Origin of the sequence: Lentibacter algarum (assembly GCF_040580765.1) — a bacterium.
In the GTDB taxonomy this organism is placed as follows: domain Bacteria; phylum Pseudomonadota; class Alphaproteobacteria; order Rhodobacterales; family Rhodobacteraceae; genus Lentibacter; species Lentibacter algarum.
The window spans coordinates 341092-362054 of sequence record NZ_CP158687.1; the positions used below are offsets into that span (position 1 = coordinate 341092).

A 20963-nucleotide genomic window follows, 5' to 3' on the forward strand; every position below is an offset into this window, starting at 1 on the left:
ATAGAAGGCGATGAGCTGGATTATCCTTTCTGTTTTGGCGGCGGCGTTTCAGACTCTGCGCTTTACCTTGCAAAAACGCCTGAGCATGGGCGCGCTGTCGGCGGGTGGGGCCACGCTGGCACGGTTTGTATTTACTGCGCCGTTTGTGACGCTTTTGGCTGCGGGCTATCTTCTATGGCGCGGACAAGGGCTGCCGGCTGTTGAGCCGCGCTTTTGGGTCTATGTGCTCACTGGCGGCGTGACGCAGATCTTGGCGACATGGTGCGTTGTTGCGATTTTTGCGAGTCGTAACTTTGCAGTTGGAATTACCTTTAAGAAAACCGAAGTCATGCTGACGGCGCTTGTTGGCTTTGTTGTTTTGGGCGATTTGGTGAGCCTTGGCGGAATGTTTGCGATCGGGCTGGGGCTTGTTGGTGTCTTGGTGCTTTCAGATATTCCGGAGGGCGCGGGCGGGCTGATGCGGCGGGCGATGAACCCTGCGGCGGGGTTGGGCCTTCTTTCTGGGGTTTTGTTTGCCTGTTCGGCCGTGGCGTATCGCGGTGCGACGCTTGAGGTTCAGGCCACTGATCCACTTTTGCGCGCGCTTGTGACGATGCCTTGCGTGACACTTTTTCAGGCTTTTGCGCTCGGGGGATATTTGCGCTGGCGAGAGGCGGGTGAGGTGTCGCGAGTGCTGGGATCATGGCGCACCTCGGTTTGGATGGGGCTTGCTGGTATGGGCGGTTCTCTGTGTTGGTTTACCGCCTTTGCGATGATGAATGCGGCTTATGTTTTTGCTGTTGGGCAGGTTGAGGTAATCTTTTCGATCATTGTGTCTGTGTGGTTTTTTGGCGAGGTGATCACGCGGCGTGAGTGGGTTGGTATGGGGCTGATTACGGCCTCAGTCCTCGCGTTGGTCTGGCTGTATTGAAGAGATTTAGAATGTGCTTTGCACATCCGACCCGCTGGGGGTTTCATCCCCAGCCCCCTGAGAAAATTTAGAGAAAGACAAAGGGGTGGGACGCTTAATCGTCCGCGATCTGCTTGCCTGTGAGGGGGCCGCGGCCGCCGAGACGTAGAAAGAGGCTTTCCTCGATGCCGTTGTGAAAGAAGGGCACATTGCTGGGCGGCTCTGTGGCATGGGCGCGGTGGGCGACTTCGGCCAGAACCACTTCTGTTATGAAGGGCAGATCAAAGCTGCGGACTTCTTCGAGCGGAATCCACTGAAGGTGGGAGAGCTCGTCTTCGGCGCGTGAGAAGTCATCCAGATCAGACGCGATTTCATCGGCATCGACGAGAAAGAAGCGCGCATCAAAGCGGCGGGGGCGACCCATTGGTGTGATGGCGCGAAAGACGAATTGGAGCGGGCGCGCGGAGGGAAGATAGCCTGCTTCGGCGAAGTCCTTCCAATCGTCGGGAATATCGCCGTGCCACGGGCCTTGTGCGCCAAGGATAAGGCCTGTTTCTTCCCAAAGCTCGCGAATGGCGGCGACACCGAGTGCGGCGGAAATATCGCGCGGGCAGCCCTCGGCGAGACGTGCTGCACAGGTGGGGTGAAAGCCCTCGGCGAGAGGGACATCAAAGTCATCACTGTCCAGTGCTCCGCCTGGAAAGACGAATTTGTTGGGCATGAAGGCGGCCTTTTCACCGCGTTGGCCCATCAGGACTTTGGGCGCTGTGAAGCGGTCGCGCAGGGCGATCACTGTTGCGGCGTTGCGGATGGCTGTCTTGTCGATTGGTTTTGTCATCTGGCCCTCAAGCGAGCGCGGGTATGATCACTTCGGGACACCAAAACCATGCATGCGGCGGGCCCATTGAAAGCCGATCACCGCGCCTTTCATTTTGGGGAGAAGGTATAGGGTGAGCGCGGTCGTGCCAAGCGCGAAGATGGTGAACAGGGTCAACGGCTCGGGCCGAAACTTCACGAAGGAAATGTGCATAAGCGGGATCATCAAGTGGCCGACCACAAGAATTGTTAGGTAGGCGGGACCATCATCGGCGCGTTGGAGCGTGAAGTCTTCGCCGCAGACGGCGCATTCGCTGTGCACTTTGAGATAGCTTTTCAGCAAAGGGCCAGAGCCGCATTTAGGACATTTGCCGCGCCAGCCTTTGAGGAGGGCGGGCTTGAGCGGGGGGAGGATCTCTGCAGCGTCGGGGATATGTGCGAGGGTCTGATCGGTATGGGGCATGTGATGTCCGTTGTGTGACGTTTGGTCAAGAGTGAGGGCGAATGGCCTAGAAATAAAGGGTGTAGTTCGGTCTTGCGGCGTGATGTCGCTACTTCTGCAGTAAGGGAGCGACGGAAAGTGCGCGAGCGCGCGTATCAGCCTCAGAAGCAGCGGAACAAGACCGCGGCAAGAGTGAGGAGATACCATATGAAACCGAATAAAGCAGTGGCCGTTATTGTCGCAGTAAGCATCGCAGCCGCAGGTACAAGTGCGCTGGCCTTTGGCAAGATGCGCGGCGAGGGCGAGCGTGGGTCGCGCGGCGAGATGCGCTTTGAGCAGCTTGACACAGACAAGGACGGCAAGCTCAGCCGTGCCGAACTTGAAGCTGGCCCAGCGGCCCGCTTTGCGAGCACGGATGCAAACAAAGATGGCAAGCTCACGGCTGATGAAGTTACCGTTGATGGCCAGAAACGCGCCGAAAAGCGCTTTGGCAAGATGTTGGAGCGCCATGACGCGGACAAAGACGGCGCGTTGAGCCTTGAGGAATTGAAGGGCGGCGAACGTCATGCTCAAATGTTTGATAAGCTTGATGCTGACAAGGACGGCTTTTTGAGCAAGGACGAGATGCGCAAAATGCGCAAAATGGGCAAACGCCACGACCATGGCAAAAAGGCCGACTGATAGGCAGGTTGTGCGCAGGGCCAGACGTCTTGCGCACTTGCCACAAGGCCCTTGCGAGGCTAGGCCGATGGAATGATGCAGATGCCACTGGATGACACAGAGACTTTGGGCGAGGAGGCGCTTCTCTTGCTGTTTGCAAGAGGGGACGAGCGCGCCGCCGAGGTTTTGACACTGCGGCTGACACCTGTTGTGCTGGCCCATGCTTACCGCCTTTTGGGTGATCGAGCCGAGGCGGAGGATGTTGCGCAGGAGGCGATGCTGAAGCTTTGGCGGATGGCGGCAAGTTGGCGGCAGGGCGAAGCCAAAGTTACGACTTGGCTTTACCGCGTGGTGGCCAACGCCTGCACTGACCGTCTGCGCAAGCGGCGCACCGTCGAGCTTGAGGCTGTGGCGGAGCCAGAGGACGGGGCGGCGAGCGTGGAGGCGCAATTGCAAGAGCGCGCTCGCGTGGATGCCTTGCAGGAGGCGCTGAATGCGCTGCCCGAGCGACAGCGCCAAGCCGTCGTTTTGCGCCACATCGAGGGACTGGCAAACCCTGAGATTGCGGCGATTATGGATGTGAATATCGAGGCTGTCGAAAGCCTGACGGCCCGTGGAAAGCGGGCATTGAAAGCGGCTCTTGAGGGACGCAAGGATGAACTGGGGTATGAAGATGACTGAGCTTAACCACACAAGTGATGCGGGGTTGGACACCCTTTTTGAGGCGGCCAAGCGGGACGCTCCTCAGCCTGATGCTGCACTTCTGGCGCGCGTTCTCGCGGATGCTCAGGAGGCGCAGAGCGGGTTTGTGCTGCAGACACTCGCGCCTTCAGCCACTGCCAATCCGCGGGGTTCGCTCTTTGAGGGACTGTTTGACATGATCGGCGGCTGGGGCGGCCTTGGTGGGCTGACGGCAGCTTCGGCCTTTGGGCTTTGGCTTGGGATGAGCCCTGCGCTTGGGCTCAGCGACGGTTTCGGGCTGCCGAGCTTTGGTGCTGCTGCCGCTTTGGAAAGCCTTGGTACGGATTACGACTATCTGGCAGGATTGGGAGAGGTGTGATGGCGGAGACGATGAAAGATACAAAGCCTAAGATGAGCCGCAAGTTGAAGGTTCTGTTGATTGGCTCCCTCAGTGTGAACCTCTTGGTGGCGGGGCTGTTTGTCGGGGCTATTCTGCGACATTCGGGGCCGTCGGATGTAGGTGGGCATTCTGATCTTCTTCTACGTGTTCTGGATAAGGACGACCGCCGTGCAATTGGGTCTGCTGTGAAAGAGGCACAAGGCGGTGGGCGGCGCGCCTTTTGGGCGGGGCAGAAAGCAGCGCTTGGCGATGTCGCGATTGCTCTGAAGGCTGAGCCTTATGATGGCGCCGCTGTGCAAGCGGCTTTGGCGCGGAAATCGGCGCATATGTCCCAAACGCGCAATGCTGCGGAGACGGCAATGTTGGCGCGGTTTGAGGCGATGAGTGGAGCCGAACGTGCCGCCTTGGCCGAGCGTTTGGAGGCGGCTTTGGCGCGGGGCCTCAAGTCTGACTGGAAGAAAAAAGACACGCGCGACCAATAGGGCGCGCGCTAAGCGATATGGGTTACGCCGCGGTGCGGGCGCTCATGGTCACTTGATTGCGGCCATGGCGCTTTGATCGGTAGAGAGCTGTGTCGGCGCGGATGATCAGAGCCTCAGCAAGATCGGCTGTTTCTGCACGCTGCATATGGGGGCGTGGCTCCTGCACGGCGACGCCGATACTGATCGTGATATGCTGGAGTGGCGCGTTTGTAGCGAGACGGAACGGATGCGCATCAACGAGTTCGCGCAGCCTGTTGGCCGCCTCTTGGGCGCGGCTATGGTGCGTGCCAGGCATGACCACCAGAAACTCTTCTCCCCCAATCCGTGCGAGAAGATCTTCAGGGCGCAAATTGTGCTGCAGGAGCGCTGAGAGTTCGACCAGCGCGGCATCGCCTGCGGCATGGCCAAGGATATCGTTCACGCGCTTGAAGTGATCCACATCAATTGCCATCACAGCACAGCTCTGGCCCGTTGACTCGCAGTCGGCCACTGTTTGGGCAAGCTTGAGAGAGGCAAAACGGCGGTTGTAGAGTCCTGTCAGCGGGTCGGTTACGGCGGCACGCAGGCCTTCGTGCATATAGGCGCGGCGGTGATCATTGCGCTTTTTGCGGGTGGCAAGCTGTTTGATGCGCAAGCCAAGCTCAACCGGACAAAAGCCATGTGGAAGGACATCATCGGCACCGCGGTCCATCGCGTCGCAGTAGAGAGTTTCTACTGGGCGATCTAGAACGGCGATAAGTCCTGCATCACGGGTGCGCGGGTGTGCCCGCAGGTCGGCCAGAAGGCACAGTCCAGCTTCGGGCGCATCTGCCTGCACTTCTATGACGAGCACATCAGGGCTTTGGCCAGTCCGCTCATCAAGCAGCCGACTTTCTTCGCAAGGTTGGATCAGGCAATCAGGCGTTTTGCTCAGCGCGGCGCACCATGCTTTGGCGCGTGTTGGCGCAGAAGAGGTGACGCTGACGCGGGCGGGCGTTATGAAGCCGCTTGGCGCTTCATTGAAGCCGAGAGATTGGGACATGCGCTCTGTGAGCAGCGCGTCTTCACGGCTGTCATGGCTGCGCAGGATTGAACGGAAGCGTGCCAGCAGGGCAGCGATCTTGGGGGGGTGTGACATAACATCCGCTGCGCCAGCCTTGAGCAGCTTGAGCCGCGCGGCGGGGTTGTAGCCTTCCATCAGCATGATGACGGGCAGTTTGGCGAGTTTGGGGTTTTCGTTGAACGCTCTTAGAAACTGTTCCGGGCTCATCTTGTCGGGGCGCGCGGAGGCGAGAACGATATCTGGCTGTTCGCTGATCGCAACTGAAAGACCTGCTTCGGCGCTTGTGGCTTGAACAACTTCATACCCCGCGGCCGAAAGCTTGACGTTGAGCACGATCCGATTGGTCGCGATGTCTTCAACGATTAAGACTTTGCGTGGCATGACAACAGATACCTTTTAAACTTGTGATTAAGGAAGACATTGCCCAAGACTGGTTAAGAAAACCTTTCTGAGAGAATTAAAAATGTCTGTTTCGCAGGATGCTGCCGAGGAGATCGGCGTAAAAGCGCTCATCTGGTTGGCCGGGAATGACGATTTGATGCCTGTTTTTTTGGGGGCTAGCGGCGCCAGTGTCGACGACATAAAGGCGAGCGCAGGTGAGCCTGCTTTTTTGGCGTCGGTGCTTGATTTTTTGTTGATGGATGATGCGTGGGTCATGGGGTTCTGCGAGGCGGAAGGGCTTAAGTATGACCAACCGATGTATGCGCGGGCCGCTTTGCCTGGCGGAGAGCAGGTGAACTGGACATGACACGTATTGAAGCTGTGATTTTTGACAAGGATGGCACGCTCTTTGACTTTGCGAGCACATGGGAGGCATGGGCTCTCGCGTTTTTGCGGCGGTTGGGGCGAGACGAGGCACATGCGCGTGAAATGGCCGCGGCGGTTGGCTTTGATTATGAGGCACAGGTCTTTCACTCTGATTCGATAGTGATTGCTGGTATGCCAAGCGAGATTGCCGAGGCGTTGGCTGTGCATTTGCCTGAGTGGGAACAAGGAGCGCTTGTTGATTTGCTCAATGAGGAAGCAGGCAATGCGCCACAGGCGGAGGCAGCGCCGCTTGTACCACTTTTGTCAGGGCTGCGCGCAGCGGGCTTCAAGCTTGGGGTCGCGACAAACGATGCTGAAGCACCCGCACTTGCACACCTGGCGAGTGCGGGTGTGACTGAGCTCTTTGACTTTGTGGCAGGGTTTGACAGCGGCTATGGCGGCAAGCCAGCCCCAGGCCAGCTTTTGGCCTTTTGTCAGGCCGTTGGTGTGGCGCCTGAAGCTTCAGTTATGGTGGGGGATAGCACCCATGATTTGCACGCGGGGCACGCCGCAGGGATGCGGACGGTGGCTGTGTTGACGGGAATGGCGGATGAGGCAACGCTCGCTCCGCTTGCGGATGTTGTCTTGCCGAACATTGGGCACTTGCCTGAGTGGCTCGGGCTTTAAACAGGGTGCGCACTGGCTGAGCCAATGCGCTGAGGCGAGGGGGTTTTGCCCCCTCGCGCTCCCCCAGAATATTTCTGAAAAGAAAAAGCTTGGTTAGTGTGCGGGCTTGATGAAGGTTCCATTGCGCAGGTCCGACATGGCTTGGCGGATTTCATCTTTGGTGTTCATGACGATCGGGCCGTGCCATGCCACAGGCTCTTGCAGAGGCGCGCCCGAGATCAGGAGGAACCGAATGCCTTCTTCTCCAGCTTGGACTGTGACGCTGTCACCTGTGCCAAAACGGATAAGAGTGCGGTCGCCTGACATGTCGCGGATGTTGACCTCTTCGCCCATAACTTCTTTTTCGAGCAGCACGCCAGAGGGTGCAGAGGCATCAGCGAACGCGCCTTGGCCTTCAAAAACATAGGCAAAAGCGCGGCGGTATGTATCAACAGGAAGGGTCTTTTTGACGCCTGCTGGCACGAATACATCGAGGTATTGCGGGTCGGCTGCGATACCGTCTACGGGACCGCGCTTGCCCCAGAACTCGCCTGTGACGACGCGCACGCGGGTTCCGTCATCATCGATAATTTCGGGGATCTCTTTGGCGGCGACGTCTTGGTAGCGGGGGTCTGTCATTTTGAGATCGCGTGGGAGATTGGCCCAGAGCTGGAAGCCGTGCATCTGACCACTCGCGTTTCCGCGTGGCATTTCCTGATGCATAATGCCAGAGCCTGCTGTCATCCACTGTACATCGCCGGCTCCAAGGCGGCCTGTGTTGCCGAGGCTGTCGGCGTGATCGACCTCGCCTGACAAGACATATGTGATGGTTTCGATACCGCGGTGGGGATGCCAGGGAAAGCCCTTGGCGTAATGCGCAGGGATTTCGTTTCGAAAGTCATCAAACAAAAGGAATGGGTCAAGCTCGGAGGGGTCATGAAACCCGAAGGCGCGATGCAAATGCACGCCTGCGCCTTCCATTGTTGGAACGGCGTTGCGGGCTTCTAGGACGGGGCGAATGGACATGTGACATGCTCCTGTTGCTGTTGGCCATAACTTAGGCTTCCGGCGGGTTCAGAGCAATTCTGCGTGGTGCGGAGCCTGCTGTGCATTTGCGCACAGAGGCAGGGAGGTGGCGTGGCGTGCGCCTGAAAAAGCCATGCGGATGTCGCTTGTGGGCCAGAAGCGGCGTGGTGCAGAGTGAAGCATGGAAAAAACAGAAATTCGCAATACAGGGAGAGCGATATGAAGGTCGGATTTATCGGGTTGGGGAATGTGGGGGGGAAGCTTTCGGGCTCTCTTTTGCGCAATGGCGTGGAGCTGATGGTTCATGATCTCAATGAAGACTTCGTTAAGGCTAAGGTTGCGGCTGGGGCGGTTGCGGGTGAGTCGCCTGCCAGAATGATGCGGGAGTGTGATGCGGTGATCACCTGTCTGCCCAGCCCTGCGGCGAGTGCGGCTGTGCTCAAGGAGATGTTGCCAGAGGTGTGCGAGGGCAAAATCTGGATGGAAATGAGCACGACCGATGAGGCCGAAGTGAAGCGTATTGGCGCCGAGGTTATCGCGGCAGGGGGCGCGGCTGTGGATTGCCCTGTCTCGGGCGGTTGTCACCGTGCGGATACGGGCAATATCTCTATTTTTGCGGGCTGTGATCGCGAAACCTTTGAACGCATCCTGCCGCTGCTGACTATTATGGGGCGGCGTGTTTTGCACACGGGCGCGCTTGGCTCTGCCTCTGTTTTGAAGGTTCTGACGAACTTCTTGGCAACGGCCAATCTTGTCTCTGTGGCCGAGGCGCTGACCGTGGCCAAGGGCGCGGGAATGGATCTTGGTGTTGCCTATGAGGCGATGGCGATTTCGTCGGGGACGAGCTTTGTGCATGAGACCGAGGGGCAGGTGATCCTCAACGGGAGCCGCGATATTTCGTTCACAATGGATCTGGTGGCGAAGGATATCGGGCTTTTTCAAGAGGTTGCCGACCGCGCAGGTGTGCCGCTTGAGCTCAACCCTCTCTTGATCAATATCTTCCAAGACGGGATCAGCCGCTTTGGGCCGCGAGAACTTTCGCCCAATATTATCAAACGCTTGGAGGAGGCCACAGGGCTTGATGTGACAGCGCCCGGCTTCCCTGCGGAAATGACGGATGACGAGCCTGAAGAGCGCGGCGCGGAAGTCATTGTGAAGCGATAATGAAGAAAGCGGCCCGCTTGGTTAACGGGCCGCTTTTTGAACTGATTCTAGGGGGGTGATATGCGTGCACACCCCGTGCACAAAGCGTGCACCGCCCAAACGACAGGTTTTTTAAGAGAAAATTAAATAATGCAGCGTGCGTTCTGCACGGTTAGGAAGGGCGTGCAGCAATGCACAGCCGACGGGAGCGCGCAGATGACAGACACAATCGAAGCCGAAATGAAGGTGAGCCCATTTCGGCGCTGGTTTTCCTCCGGGCTGGTGGCGCTGACGGCTGCGTTGCTTTTAAATATGGCGATGACAACACCGCCTGCATCAGTCTTGGGGCAGGGGCTTGTCTGGGGGATGGCGACGCTTTTGTTGATTGCGGCGCTCAAGCTTTGGCGCGACACAGGGGTGAGTGTGCGCCTTGTGGGCACGCGGCTCGAGGACAGCCATGGCGCGCTTATTGTGCAGATCGAGGATGTGGAAACGCTGACGCGGACGCATTTTTCATTTCGTCCCTCAAACGGATTTATGCTGAGCCTGAAGCGTGAATATGATCCACGTTGGTGCATGGGGCTTTATTGGCGTGCGGGCAAGCGCGCGGCGTTTGGCGGCGCGGTCAGCGGTGCGGAGGCCAAAAAACTGGCCGAGGCGATCGAACGTCACCTCAGCCAGCGGCGTGAGACTGCTTAGGCTTATAGAGCGCGGCAGGTGTTAAAGCAGGTTTGTGGCCCAAAGCGGGGGCGCGCGAAGACGAATGTCGCCAGATCGTTTTGCTCCATCAGGCCCCACAGGAAGGGCGGCGTGTATTCCATCCGCGTTTCGACAAGAATGATGCGTTCGCCATTCACGAGCATGGGCAGTTTTTCATGCCAGTTTCTCACATCAGAGTTGCGCAGGCGGTCGATTGTGCCACGCTTTTGTGACCAATCAAGGCGGAACTCGTCTGTATTGCCGCCAACATAGCGGATCACAGAGATGCGGATATCGGGACGCTGGGCCGAACGGGTCAGGAATTGGACCATGTCGCGGGTGGCGTTGATGTAATCGGCGTCGAGCGGATCGGTCTCGCGGCTGATCATATCGGCGATTGTGAAGGCGGCCTTTTCGTGGACACCGACCTGACGATAGGCATCAAACCAAGAGAACATCGAGGCATAGGCCCAAAAGACGATGGGCGCCATGATGATGAATTCGACCGAGACGGTCCCACCTGTTTCATCGCGAAAGGCTGCGAGGCGGGTTTTGATATAGGACCAGATCATTAGAGCGGCTCCTGAACAAAGGCGGATGTGGCAATCATCCAGGCGTTATTATTGCCATCCCAATCGAGATGACGGCCAAGACCAGTCAGCGGGAATACGGGCTTGAACACGTAGCAGGCCCGCAGGATCATCATTTCGTTTTGTTGACCATTGCGGAACTGGCGGATCGGGTTGGCAACCTGTGTGATATCGGTGCAGCGCGCGGCTGTGCTTGGCGCTGTGAAGTTGCGCATGTCGAGGGGCTGCATTTCAAGGTGCAGCTGGGTGTCACAATCGGGCAGGAAGCCAGCGTATTGGCAGGTCAGGTCTTTGATGTCGTTGTGCTGGAAGTTTGCGCCAGTGGTGAGGCGCACGTCGCGCACGGCGAGATCAAGGCCGCGCTCCAGCATGGAGTGGCGGAACGTGATCATGCCAAGCTCGACGGCGGCACAGAACATGAAGATGAAGAACGGGAACAGGATCGCAAACTCGACCGTTGCGTTGCCGTCTTCGTCGCGCCGGAAGTGGCGCAGGGTATGGATGAACTGTTTCATTGGATCAGCTTCAACTGGCTAATGGATTGAGCGATGGCGGAGAAGGCTTCCTCGATTTCGAGGCCTTGCACGTCAAAGAAGTGACTTGGCGTCGAGGCGCATTGCTCCAGCTCGTTGGCACCCTGCCATGGGGCCTCAAAGCCGATCGTATAGATTACGATGCCGTTGTTTTTGGCTGCATTGCAGGCGTCTTGGAGGCGATTGTCTTTGGTGCTTCCGCTGACTGATGTTGACGGGTAGTGATACCAGTTGTTCCAGTAGTTCCAGTCAAGATCACCGTAAAAGTAATAGGCGATCCAAGCGAGACTGGCTCTGGCGAAGAGGTCTTGGTAGCTGAGGCGCACCCAGCTGCTGTTGAGTGACCACGTCCAGTCATAGTTACGGATCATACGCGCGCCGCTGCTTGTCTGATAGTAGTAGCGGCTGTTGCGGTAGACAGCATAACGACCATTGCTCGCGTTGTAATAGACATCAGAGTTGCCTGAGCGGAATTCGGGGCGGACCATATATTGGTCAGTGTTTTGACCGTCGGTCATGACCACGAGCACTTTGATGCTGTTGGGATCTGTATAGTCGAGCGGGCGACCGTTGAAGGCGGAATCGATCTCATTGCTGGTCACGAGGTTGCTCACCACGGGCTGCAGGCTTGGGTCAAGCAGGGCTGAGCCCCATTTAACGCCGATGTCCATCGAGGTGTTGCCGCCAGCTTCGAGCGCGTTGATCTGGCCGTGGAGGGCCGTTGTGTTGTTGCTCAGGGGCAAGATTTGCGAGCTAGCGCGGACGTGGCACACAGGCTCGGTGTGGTAGCGCGGAGTATGGCGCCACCAGCTGCCTGATCCTGGCTCATCGCTGAGGCCTTGGGGGTCATTTGAGTAGGTGAATACGTCGAAGTGCTGGGTTTGCTCATAGGTGCGCGACCCGCTTGATGCGGGTGTCATGGTTGTCGTGCTGAAGTCACTGGCGTTAAAGTTGAGGCAGTGGGAATAGTTGTGGCTGTCGGTGCGGTTGAACTGGTTGAGCAGTGTTTGACCTGCCGCCACTTGGGTCGCGTAGGGCACGATGGAGATTGACACATCCTCAGCGTCTGAGAGCGCGAGAACGGTATCAACAAAAGAGATCGCGGCGGGGCGTAGGCGGGTGATGCGGCTGCCATCCATGGAGCCGGAAACGTCGAGGACCATCGAGATTTCGACGGAATCCACGCGCTCTTCGGCGGCGGAGGCGGCGGGGGCTGTCATTTCTGCGAGGCCGAGCATGTGGCTCAGCTGGGTCGGCATGACTTCGCGCGCTGTGGCGGTGACTTCACGATAGTTGAGCCCCTCGTCGACAACGGTTGTCAGAAGCTCGGCATTGGTGAGGCCCGCCTTTTCGAAGTAATCGGCGACCACCTGTGCGGGGGGGCTCAGCTGATCAAGGTCAGCGGCGGCGAGCACGGCTTGGTCAAGCGTGTGTTGCAGCTTGGAGCGCTGGGACTCAAAGCGCATAACATCAACACCGACAGCCCCGACAAAGAGAATGATCAACATAAAATAGACGGAGAAGGCTACGATCACGCCATCTTCCTCGCGGGCAAAGCGCCGCAAGAAGGGGGGCAGGCTATGTGCCTTTGATCGGGTCGCCACACGGTTGCTCGGCCGTGATGTCACTCTTGTCGGTTCCATTTTGCGTCTCCTCCCCGGCGGGCCGGGAAATAATTAAATCTAGACTCATTACACAGTGGTCCAATGCTTCTTGTCGTTCAGCTCTGTGGCCAAAATGAGGCGTGAAATGCGGTTTTTTTGAGAAAAACAAAGGGTTTTGGAACCTTTAGGGGGGAGGAGGCGGGACTGTTTCAAATTGTTCAACAAAGAGTCAAATTTGAATCAACGTCTTGGAGCGGGCCGTTGGTGCATCTGATGACGCGCATGCAATTTGTTAAGGCCGTGGGGCTAGAATGGCGGAAAGACGGGTTGGCCCTCCGGACGATAGGTGCGACAAATGTGCACAGGGGGGCTGAGTCGCTGCGGCGCGGCATTCCGTACAATGGCAGAAGCCGAGAGAGAGACAGTATGAACGCTACTTTTAAAGAGCCAAGTTTTCGCGAAAGCGTGGACCTGATGTTTAACCGCGCAGTGGCGGTGATGGACCTGCCGCCGGGTCTGGAAGAAAAAATCAGGGTGTGCAACGCGACCTATACAGTGCGCTTTGGTGTGCGTCTGCGCGGGCAGATCCAGACCTTTACAGGATATCGTTCTGTGCACAGCGAACATATGGAGCCTGTGAAGGGCGGCATTCGCTACTCTCTGGGTGTGAACCAAGACGAGGTAGAAGCGCTTGCGGCTTTGATGACGTATAAGTGCGCCCTTGTGGAGGCGCCGTTTGGCGGCTCCAAAGGCGGACTTTGCATCGATCCGCGCCAGTATGACGAGCACGAGCTTGAGCTTATCACCCGCCGCTTTGCCTATGAGCTTGCGAAGCGCGATTTGATCCACCCATCCCAGAACGTCCCTGCACCTGACATGGGCACGGGCGAGCGCGAGATGGCATGGATTGCGGACCAGTACCGTCGTATGAACACGACGGATATCAACGCGGCGGCCTGTGTCACGGGCAAGCCAATCAATGCGGGCGGTATTCAGGGCCGCACAGAAGCGACGGGCCGCGGCGTACAATATGCGCTGCGTGAGTTCTTCCGCCACCCTGAAGATGTGGCCAAGGCCGGCCTCGAAGGCAAGCTAGACGGCAAGCGCGTCGTTGTGCAGGGCTTGGGCAATGTGGGCTACCATGCGGCGAAGTTCTTGGGCGACGAGGACGGAGCGCTGATCACGGGGATCATTGAGCGTGACGGTGCGCTTGTGAACCCTAATGGGCTTGATGTGGACGCGGTGCACGGCTGGATTGTGAAGCATGGCGGCGTCACCGGCTTTCCTGATGCGACATATGTTGCGGATGGCGCGCTTGTGCTGGAAGAAGATTGCGACATCCTTATTCCAGCGGCGCTGGAAGGGGTTATCAACCTTGGCAATGCCGAGCGGATCAAGGCGCCACTGATCATTGAGGCGGCGAACGGGCCTGTTACGGCAGGTGCTGATGAGGTGCTCCGCAAGAAGGGCTGCGTGATCATTCCTGACATGTATGCCAACGCGGGCGGTGTGACCGTCTCCTACTTTGAGTGGGTGAAGAACCTGAGCCACATCCGCTTTGGACGTATGGGGCGGCGTCAGGAAGAGGCGCGCCACGAACTTATCGTGAGCGAGCTTCAGCGCCTGAGCCATCATCTTGGCGATGCGTGGTCTATGACGCCTGACTTCAAGGCCAAATACCTCAAGGGCGCAGACGAGCTTGAGCTTGTGCGCTCGGGGCTGGATGACACGATGCGCACGGCTTATCAGAGTATGCGTGAAGTCTGGCATGAGCGTGACGATGTGCCTGATCTTCGGATGGCGGCGTATCTTGTGGCGATCCGCAAGGTTGCGGCGAGCTACCGCGCCAAGGGGCTTTAAGAGCTCCAAACAGGACGAAAAACGAAGGGCGGCTTCTTGTGAAAGGGAGCCGCCCTTTGCTTTGTTCGACGCTGATATTTCAGGTGGGTTGAAGTGCAGTTGTGCAAATCTCAAAATCACAGTCGCGCGTGGGACAGTCTATGTCGAAAAGGGGACTTCCCCTCTGCGTCTGTCTTGATAGTCTGAGGCGAGCTAAAGGCTGCGTTTTGTAGCCTGAACCAGAATACGGCCTGCGGGCGAAGGGGGACACATGCGCTTTTCCGCGCTGAAAATTCTCAAGGAAGGCCTCACGGGCAACAAGGGCTGGACGCCGCATTGGCGCAACCCCGAGCCGAAGGCCGAGTATGACGCCATCATCATTGGGGGCGGCGGACACGGGCTTTCGACGGCCTATTACCTCGCCAAGAACCACGGGATGACCAATATCGCCGTGCTCGAAAAGGGCTATCTGGGCGGCGGCAATGTGGGGCGCAACACGACGATTGTGCGCGCCAACTATGGCCTTGAGGGCAACTCACAGTTTTACAGCCATTCGCTCAAGCTCTGGGAGGGTCTTGAGCAAGACCTGAACTACAACGCGATGATGAGCCAGCGCGGCGTGATCAACTTGTTTCACTCAGACGGGCAGCGCGACGCGGCGGCGAAGCGTGCGAATATGATGATCTCTCAGGGTGACGACGCGATTTTGCTCGACAAACAGAGCGTGCGGGAGCTTTTGCCAAACCTCAACCACGACAACATCCGCTTTCCTATTTATGGCGGTTTGTATCACAAGCGCGGGGGCACGGCGCGCCACGACGCTGTGGCATGGGGCTTTGCGCGGGGGGCCGACCAGCGCGGCGTTGATCTGATCCAGAACTGTGAAGTCACAGGGATTGATATTGTGAACGGCGTTGTGCAGGGCGTGCAGACGACGCGTGGCGCGATCAAGGCCAAAAAAGTTGGTATGGTTGTCGCAGGCCGCTCGTCTCAAGTGGCGGCGATGGCGGGGCTGACCCTGCCGATCGAGAGCCATGTCTTGCAGGCGTTTGTGAGCGAGGGGCTGAAGCCTTGTATTGATCATGTGGTCACCTTCGGGATGGGGCATATGTATATGAGCCAATCTGACAAGGGCGGCCTCGTTTTTGGCGGTGATCTTGATTTTTATGCCTCCTATGCCTCGCGGGGCAATTTGCCGACGGCGGAGCATGTGATGGAAGCCGCGATGTGCCTTTTGCCGCAGATCGGCAAGGCACGGGTATTGCGCTCTTGGGGCGGCATCATGGACATGACGCCTGACGGCAGCTTCTTTATTGATAAGACGCCTGTTGACGGGCTTTTTGTGAATGCGGGCTGGTGCTACGGCGGGTTTAAGGCTGTGCCTGCGTCCGGCTATTGTATGGCGCATCTGATGGCGACAGGGCAGCCCCATGAGGTTGCTATGAAGCATCGTTTGGACCGCTTTGAGACAGGGCGTGGCCTGATGGACGAAGAGCACCGTGGCAGTCAGCACAATCTGCACTGAAGGATAAGGAAGACCCATGCGCATAGCCTGCCCCCTCTGCGGCGAGAGAGACAGCCGTGAATTTTCCTACAGGGGCCATGCTTTGGCGCTTGTGAGGCCTGAGGAAGACGCGTCTTTTGAGGCGTGGGATGATTATTTGCACAAGCGCGAAAACGTAGCAGGCGTGACGCAAGAGCTTTGGTTTCACGACTTTGGCTGCGGTAGCTGGCTTGTGGCGGAGCGTAATACGGTGACGCATGAATTTGGCGCCGTGAAGCTTGCGCAGGACGTGAAGGAGGCCCTCCATGAGGATTGAAGGCAAGGGCCTGATCAACCGCGGACGACGTGTGACGTTTCGCTTTGACGGGCATTCCTATGAGGGTTTTGAGGGTGATACTCTGGCCTCTGCATTGCTCGCCAACGGTATCAAGCTTGTTGCGCGCTCGTTCAAGTATCACCGACCACGCGGGATTTTGACGGCTGGCTCTGAGGAGCCGAATGCTTTGGTGACGGTTGGCAAGGGCGGCTCGCAAGACCCGAACGTGCGCGCAACCGTGCAGGAGATTTATGACGGTCTGGAGGCTGTGAGCCAGAACCGCTGGCCGAGCCTTGAGTTTGATCTTATGGGCGTGAACGATCTGGGCGCGCCTTTCCTTGGAGCTGGATTTTACTACAAGACATTCATGTGGCCCAAAGCGTTTTGGGAAAAGCTGTACGAGCCTGTCATTCGCCGCGCGGCAGGGCTTGGGGCCATCTCGGGTGATCCGATCACAGATAAATACGAGCGCGCGTTTGCACATTGTGATGTGCTGGTTGTCGGCTCGGGGCCGACGGGGCTTATGGCCGCTTTGACGGCGGCTGAAGCAGGTGCGGATGTGATCCTTGCGGAGGAAGACAGCGCCCTTGGCGGACGGCTTTTGAGCGAGGCGGGAGAAATTGACGGGATGCCCGCGCGCGACTGGGCGGAGCAGATGCAGGCCAAACTCGACGCAATGGACAATGTTCGCATTATGACGCGTACGTCTGTGACGGGGGCTTATGATGGCGGCACATATGGCGCACTTGAGCGTGTGGCGCATCACAAGCCGCTGGCCAAAGGCTTGGCCAAAGAGTGCTTCTGGAAGATCGCGGCGAAGCGGACTGTTTTGGCAGCGGGTGCTTTGGAACGCCCGATTGCGTTTCAGAACAACGACCGCCCCGGCATTATGATGGCGAGTGCGGTGCGTTCCTATGTGAACCGTTGGAATGTCGCGCCCGGGCAGAAGGTTGTGCTCTTTGGCAATAATGACAGCATCCACGATGTGGCCGCTGACCTGCTGGCAGCGGGTGTGCATATCGCAGCCTTGGTTGACAGCCGTTCCGACGCCACTTGTCAGCTTGATGTGCCGTTTTACGCGGGGGCTCAAATCTCTGGGACCGAAGGGCGCAAGGCGCTTGAGGCAGTGAGTATTGCGCGCACTTCGGGGATCGAGAAAGTCGCGGCAGATTGCCTAGGCATGTCGGGTGGCTGGAATCCGACGCTTCATCTGACTTGCCATATGAACGGGCGGCCAGAGTGGAACGAGGCGATCGCCGGATTTGTGCCTAAGGTCGGCATGATCCCAGGGCTCATCGCGGCGGGGGCTTGCAATGGTGTGTTTTCAACGGCGGCTTGTCTGGGCGAAGGCGTCGGCGCGGCGCAAGCGGCATGTGAAGCGCTGGGGCTGAAGGCCAAAACGCCGAAGATGCCGAGCGCCGAGGACCGTCGCTACAACATCGCTCCGCTTTGGGCTGTGGCTGGTAAGGGCCGAGCTTGGCTTGATTTCCAAAATGATGTGACTGTGAAGGATGTGAAACAAGCGGCAGTCGAGAACTTCCGCTCTGTGGAGCATATGAAGCGTTACACCACGCAGGGTATGGCGACCGATCAAGGCAAGAACTCCAACGTGCAAGCGCTCGCTGTTTTGGCGGATGCGACGGGTCGGGGCATTCCTGAGACTGGAACCACAACCTATCGTCCGCCGTTTACGCCTGTGGCTGTGGCTGCAATGGCAGCGGGGGCGGCTGACAAGGGCTTTGCGCCTGAGCGGTTTACCACTTCGCATCGTCTGACTTTTGCGGCGAAAGCGCCGATGATCGAGGCGGGCTTGTGGTATCGGCCAAGCTACTTCCCTGCGCAGGGCGAGACGACATGGCGGCAGTCTTGCGACCGCGAGGTTGGATATGTGCGCAATGCCGTGGGCATTTGTGATGTCTCGACGCTTGGAAAAATCGACATCAAGGGCAAGGACGCTGGCGCGTTTCTCGATCTGCTTTACACCAATATGTTCTCGGCCTTGAAAGTGGGTCGTGTGCGCTATGGGCTTATGCTGCGCGAAGACGGGCATGTGATGGACGACGGCACGACTGCGCGGCTTGGTGAAGAGCACTTTGTCATGACCACGACTACGGTGGCGGCGGGCGAAGTCATGAAGCATATGGAGTTTGTCTCTCAAGGTTTGCGGCCTGATTTGGACGTACGATTTACGTCTGTCACAGAGCAGTGGGCGCAGTTTGCTGTGGCGGGGCCGAAGGCGCGTGAGCTGCTGAATGGCTTGCTCGACAGTCCGATTGATGGCGAGAGCTGGCCGTTTATGGCCTGTGGTGATGTGAAGGTTTTGGGGGTTGCTGGCCGCCTCTTCCGCATCAGCTTTTCGGGCGAGCACGCCTATGAGGTGGCTGTGCCTGCACGCTATGGCGAGAGCCTGTTTGGCGAGCTGCGCAAGCGTGCCGAGAAGATGGGTGGCGGCGCTTACGGAATGGAAGCGCTCAATGTGCTGCGCATCGAGAAGGGCTTTATCACCCATGGCGAAATTCATGGCCGCGTGACGGCGTTTGATATCGGCATGCAGGGGATGATGAGCAAGAAGAAAGACTTTATTGGCAAGGGCGCAGCCGCGCGGCCCGGGCTTGTGGAGGAAGATCGAGAGATGCTTGTGGGCCTGAAGCCTGTGGGCGTTGTGAAGCAGCTATTGGCGGGTGCTCATCTTTATAACGAGGGTGTCGAGCCTATCCGAACAAACAATCAGGGTTATCTGACCTCTGTGTGCTTTTCACCGACGCTGGGTACATATCTCGGCCTTGGCTTTCTGAAAGGCGGGCGGGCGCGATATGGCGAGATTGTGCAGATGGTTGATCATGTGCGCGGTGTCTCCACGACATGTGAAGTCTGCCACCCTGTATTCCTTGATCCAGAGGGGGAGCGCAGCCGTGACTGAGCTTAAGGCACTATCGCCCGCAGCGGGGCTTTTGCCGCTGAACATTGGCGGGGTCGAGCTGCGCGAAGACGAGATGCGCGCCCTGACTCTGATTGCGCCCTACAAGGGCCAAGAGGGAGCTTTGGCCAAGGCACTTGAGGCAGCGCATGGGCTGAACTGGCCCGCGGTGGGGGCAACTTCCGAGAGCGGCGCGGCAAGGCTTGTTTGGTTTGGGCGCGGCGCGGCACTTCTGGCGGGCGCTGAGGCGTCAGCCAAGCTTGCGAAACACGCGGCGCTGACAGATCAGGCGGATGCTTGGTCTTGTCTCACGCTTGAGGGCGCGGGTGCGCGCGATGTACTGGCGCGGCTGACACCGCTGGACATGCGGGATGTCGCGTTTCCTGTGGGGTCCACTGCGCGGACCGAGGTCTTTCATATGGCTTGCTCAGTTACACGGGTTGGCCCGCAGAGCTGGCAGATCATGGGGTTCCGCTCGATGGCAAAGACGCTGGTGCATGACCTCAAGACTGCGATGGAAGGTGTCGCTGCGCGGGCTGGCTAGACGGCCTCTGATGTGAGCCAGACGCCGCCTTCGGGGCGCAGTGTCAGGATCATAACAGGGTCTGGTGTTTTTCCCTGAACGGGGGAGAACCGCCGCTTTGCGAGCAGTGTCGCGAGGATGATCACCGCTTCTTGTAGAGCAAAGCTCGCGCCGATGCAGATCCGCGGGCCATCACCAAATGGCAGATAAGCGTAGCGCTGGGGCTTCTCGGCGAAGCGCTCGGGGCGGAAGGCATCTGGATCGTCCCAGAGGAGCGCGTTGCGGTGCAGCGCATAGATCGGGATCATCACAGTGTCGCCTTTCTTGACCTCGCGGCCTGCAAGCGTATCGGGCGCTTGGGCTGTGCGTGAGACGAGTGCAGCCGGCGGGTAGAGGCGCAGGGCCTCGTCAATGATCATGCGGCAATAGGGCAAGTTTGGCAGATCAGCTGCTGTGGCGGTACGGCCCTGAAGGGCGGATTGCGCCTCGGCGCGGGCTTTGTCTTGAACGCCCTGATCAAAGGCGCAGAGATAAAATGCCCAAGCCAGTGTGAGTGCGGTGGTCTCGTGGCCTGCGACGATGAACGTCAGCAAATTGTCACGTAGCTCGGCTGTGCTCATGGAGCGGCCTGTTTCGGGGTCTTCGCCCTCAAGCAAGAGATCAAGCAGATCGGGAACATCGCCAGCGCCCGCGCTGCGGCGGGAATTGACGGCATCATCGGCAATGGTTTTCATCTGCTTGAGCGAGGCGCCTGCCATAACACGAGAGGGACGCGGAACCCACATTGGCAACCCGAGAATATCAAAGAGCGAGAGTTTGCCCGCGGCGGCGATATAGGCGTCAATTGCGCGGTGCACTTCGTCGGAGGAAAACAGTGCGCTGCCCGAGAGCGTCACCGAGGCGGTGATGTCAAAGGTGGCGCGCACCATCTCGGCGTAAATGTCGCTGGCGCGTTTGTCGGCGGCTTCGATGCGGGCAAGGCTGGTTTCGGCGGCGGCGCTCATCACGGGGGCAAGGGCGCTCACGTTACGATGTGAAAACACAGGCGCGGCGGCGCGGCGCTGCCAGCGCCAATGCGCGCCCTCAGCGATAAAGAGGCTCTCGCCAATCGCGGGGCGCAGAAGATTTTTGGTGACGTCTGATTTGGGGTAGTTCTCAAGCTCTTCGAGCAGGACGCGGCGGATGGCGTCTGGGTCCATCAACATGTGCCAGCGCACGCCGGTTGTGCCTGAAACGACAGGTTGCTGCGTGGCGATATAGGGAATGATCGAGAGGACATTGTTGCGTGCTGCGGCGAGGCTCTTGAGCATACCCAAGGGCTTACGGGCGAGGGGGACTGCGACGGGGGTCTGGCTCTCAGGCATGGTGCGCTCCTCTGTTCCTGCTTGATATAGGGGCTCGGCGGGCGCGGGGCAATTGCAAGGCGCGTGGTGCTGGTATATGC

22 protein-coding genes are annotated in these 20963 nt (G+C 58.4%); 14 read left to right on the top strand and 8 right to left on the bottom strand.

Annotation, left to right across the window (positions count from 1 at the left end):
- Positions 1-10: 10 nt before the first annotated feature.
- On the top strand, positions 11-910 hold the full coding sequence (locus tag DSM117340_RS01595; RefSeq protein ID WP_089887316.1) for a DMT family transporter: 900 nt from the start codon (positions 11-13) through the stop codon (positions 908-910).
- A gap of 94 nt (positions 911-1004) precedes the next feature.
- On the opposite strand, the gene DSM117340_RS01600 is transcribed toward DSM117340_RS01595, so the two are convergent.
- Positions 1005-1727 carry an NUDIX hydrolase gene (locus tag DSM117340_RS01600; protein ID WP_089887317.1) on the bottom strand — a complete coding sequence of 241 codons (723 nt, stop codon included), beginning with the start codon at positions 1725-1727 and terminating at the stop codon, positions 1005-1007.
- Between the two features lie 27 nt (positions 1728-1754).
- Complete coding sequence (locus DSM117340_RS01605; protein WP_089887318.1) at positions 1755-2168, bottom strand: DUF983 domain-containing protein; 414 nt, start codon at positions 2166-2168, stop codon at positions 1755-1757.
- Positions 2169-2354: 186 nt separating this feature from the next.
- Here DSM117340_RS01605 and DSM117340_RS01610 point away from each other — a divergent pair, with 186 nt between their 5' ends.
- The 4 genes from DSM117340_RS01610 to DSM117340_RS01625 all read left to right on the top strand — a co-directional run bounded on the left by DSM117340_RS01610 (position 2355) and on the right by DSM117340_RS01625 (position 4370).
- Complete coding sequence (locus DSM117340_RS01610) at positions 2355-2828, top strand: hypothetical protein (protein WP_089887320.1); 474 nt, start codon at positions 2355-2357, stop codon at positions 2826-2828.
- A gap of 75 nt (positions 2829-2903) precedes the next feature.
- On the top strand, positions 2904-3488 hold the full coding sequence (locus DSM117340_RS01615; RefSeq protein ID WP_089888874.1) for an RNA polymerase sigma factor: 585 nt from the start codon (positions 2904-2906) through the stop codon (positions 3486-3488).
- The gene (locus DSM117340_RS01620) at positions 3481-3867 is read left to right on the top strand and encodes a hypothetical protein (protein WP_143037399.1); all 387 of its coding nucleotides are present in this window, start codon (positions 3481-3483) and stop codon (positions 3865-3867) included. Before DSM117340_RS01615 ends, DSM117340_RS01620 begins: the two co-directional genes overlap by 8 nt.
- On the top strand, positions 3867-4370 hold the full coding sequence (locus DSM117340_RS01625; protein ID WP_089887323.1) for a periplasmic heavy metal sensor: 504 nt from the start codon (positions 3867-3869) through the stop codon (positions 4368-4370). The genes DSM117340_RS01620 and DSM117340_RS01625 overlap by 1 nt, the downstream gene beginning before the upstream one ends.
- 22 nt (positions 4371-4392) lie before the next feature.
- Here DSM117340_RS01625 and DSM117340_RS01630 read toward each other — a convergent pair whose 3' ends face one another.
- Positions 4393-5793, bottom strand: coding sequence for a diguanylate cyclase (locus DSM117340_RS01630; RefSeq protein ID WP_089887325.1), 1401 nt, complete (start codon positions 5791-5793; stop codon positions 4393-4395).
- A gap of 82 nt (positions 5794-5875) precedes the next feature.
- On the opposite strand from DSM117340_RS01630, the gene DSM117340_RS01635 reads away from it, so the two are divergent.
- On the top strand, positions 5876-6160 hold the full coding sequence (locus tag DSM117340_RS01635; protein ID WP_089887327.1) for a DUF3572 domain-containing protein: 285 nt from the start codon (positions 5876-5878) through the stop codon (positions 6158-6160).
- Complete coding sequence (locus DSM117340_RS01640) at positions 6157-6846, top strand: HAD family hydrolase (RefSeq protein WP_177170604.1); 690 nt, start codon at positions 6157-6159, stop codon at positions 6844-6846. The genes DSM117340_RS01635 and DSM117340_RS01640 overlap by 4 nt, the downstream gene beginning before the upstream one ends.
- 93 nt (positions 6847-6939) lie before the next feature.
- Here the strand turns inward: DSM117340_RS01640 and DSM117340_RS01645 are convergent, their stop codons facing one another.
- Positions 6940-7851 (bottom strand): pirin family protein, encoded by a 912-nt coding sequence (locus DSM117340_RS01645; RefSeq protein WP_089887331.1) that lies wholly within the window; start codon positions 7849-7851, stop codon positions 6940-6942.
- Between the two features lie 219 nt (positions 7852-8070).
- Between DSM117340_RS01645 and DSM117340_RS01650 the strand changes: the two genes are divergently transcribed.
- Both DSM117340_RS01650 and DSM117340_RS01655 read left to right on the top strand, forming a co-directional pair.
- Positions 8071-9015: an NAD(P)-dependent oxidoreductase gene (locus DSM117340_RS01650; protein ID WP_089887333.1), complete on the top strand. Its 945-nt coding sequence runs from the start codon at positions 8071-8073 to the stop codon at positions 9013-9015.
- A gap of 195 nt (positions 9016-9210) precedes the next feature.
- Positions 9211-9693 carry a hypothetical protein gene (locus DSM117340_RS01655; RefSeq protein WP_089887335.1) on the top strand — a complete coding sequence of 161 codons (483 nt, stop codon included), beginning with the start codon at positions 9211-9213 and terminating at the stop codon, positions 9691-9693.
- Between the two features lie 2 nt (positions 9694-9695).
- Here DSM117340_RS01655 and DSM117340_RS01660 read toward each other — a convergent pair whose 3' ends face one another.
- Genes DSM117340_RS01660 through DSM117340_RS01670 form a run of 3 tightly spaced genes read right to left on the bottom strand, consistent with a single transcriptional unit; the run spans position 9696 to position 12459 of the window.
- Positions 9696-10265, bottom strand: a complete 570-nt coding sequence (locus tag DSM117340_RS01660; RefSeq protein ID WP_089887337.1) for a hypothetical protein — start codon at positions 10263-10265, stop codon at positions 9696-9698.
- Positions 10265-10798: a TadE/TadG family type IV pilus assembly protein gene (locus tag DSM117340_RS01665; RefSeq protein WP_089887339.1), complete on the bottom strand. Its 534-nt coding sequence runs from the start codon at positions 10796-10798 to the stop codon at positions 10265-10267. The genes DSM117340_RS01660 and DSM117340_RS01665 overlap by 1 nt, the downstream gene beginning before the upstream one ends.
- Entirely contained in the window at positions 10795-12459 is a 1665-nt protein-coding gene (locus DSM117340_RS01670) for a TadE/TadG family type IV pilus assembly protein (protein WP_089887341.1), read from the bottom strand. The genes DSM117340_RS01665 and DSM117340_RS01670 overlap by 4 nt, the downstream gene beginning before the upstream one ends.
- A gap of 387 nt (positions 12460-12846) precedes the next feature.
- On the opposite strand from DSM117340_RS01670, the gene DSM117340_RS01675 reads away from it, so the two are divergent.
- The 5 genes from DSM117340_RS01675 (at position 12847) to DSM117340_RS01695 (ending at position 19540) form a co-directional block, all read left to right on the top strand.
- The gene (locus DSM117340_RS01675; protein ID WP_089887342.1) at positions 12847-14280 is read left to right on the top strand and encodes a Glu/Leu/Phe/Val dehydrogenase; all 1434 of its coding nucleotides are present in this window, start codon (positions 12847-12849) and stop codon (positions 14278-14280) included.
- Positions 14281-14530: 250 nt separating this feature from the next.
- Positions 14531-15784: a sarcosine oxidase subunit beta family protein gene (locus tag DSM117340_RS01680; protein ID WP_089887344.1), complete on the top strand. Its 1254-nt coding sequence runs from the start codon at positions 14531-14533 to the stop codon at positions 15782-15784.
- A 16-nt stretch (positions 15785-15800) separates the two neighbouring features.
- Positions 15801-16079: a sarcosine oxidase subunit delta gene (locus DSM117340_RS01685; protein ID WP_089887346.1), complete on the top strand. Its 279-nt coding sequence runs from the start codon at positions 15801-15803 to the stop codon at positions 16077-16079.
- A complete protein-coding gene (locus DSM117340_RS01690) occupies positions 16069-18999 on the top strand; it encodes a sarcosine oxidase subunit alpha family protein (protein ID WP_089887347.1) in 2931 nt (976 codons plus the stop codon). The genes DSM117340_RS01685 and DSM117340_RS01690 overlap by 11 nt, the downstream gene beginning before the upstream one ends.
- Positions 18992-19540: a sarcosine oxidase subunit gamma family protein gene (locus DSM117340_RS01695; protein WP_089887349.1), complete on the top strand. Its 549-nt coding sequence runs from the start codon at positions 18992-18994 to the stop codon at positions 19538-19540. Before DSM117340_RS01690 ends, DSM117340_RS01695 begins: the two co-directional genes overlap by 8 nt.
- On the opposite strand, the gene DSM117340_RS01700 is transcribed toward DSM117340_RS01695, so the two are convergent.
- A complete protein-coding gene (locus DSM117340_RS01700) occupies positions 19537-20883 on the bottom strand; it encodes a cytochrome P450 (RefSeq protein WP_089887351.1) in 1347 nt (448 codons plus the stop codon). The genes DSM117340_RS01695 and DSM117340_RS01700 overlap by 4 nt on opposite strands.
- Between the last annotated feature and the right edge of the window lie 80 nt (positions 20884-20963).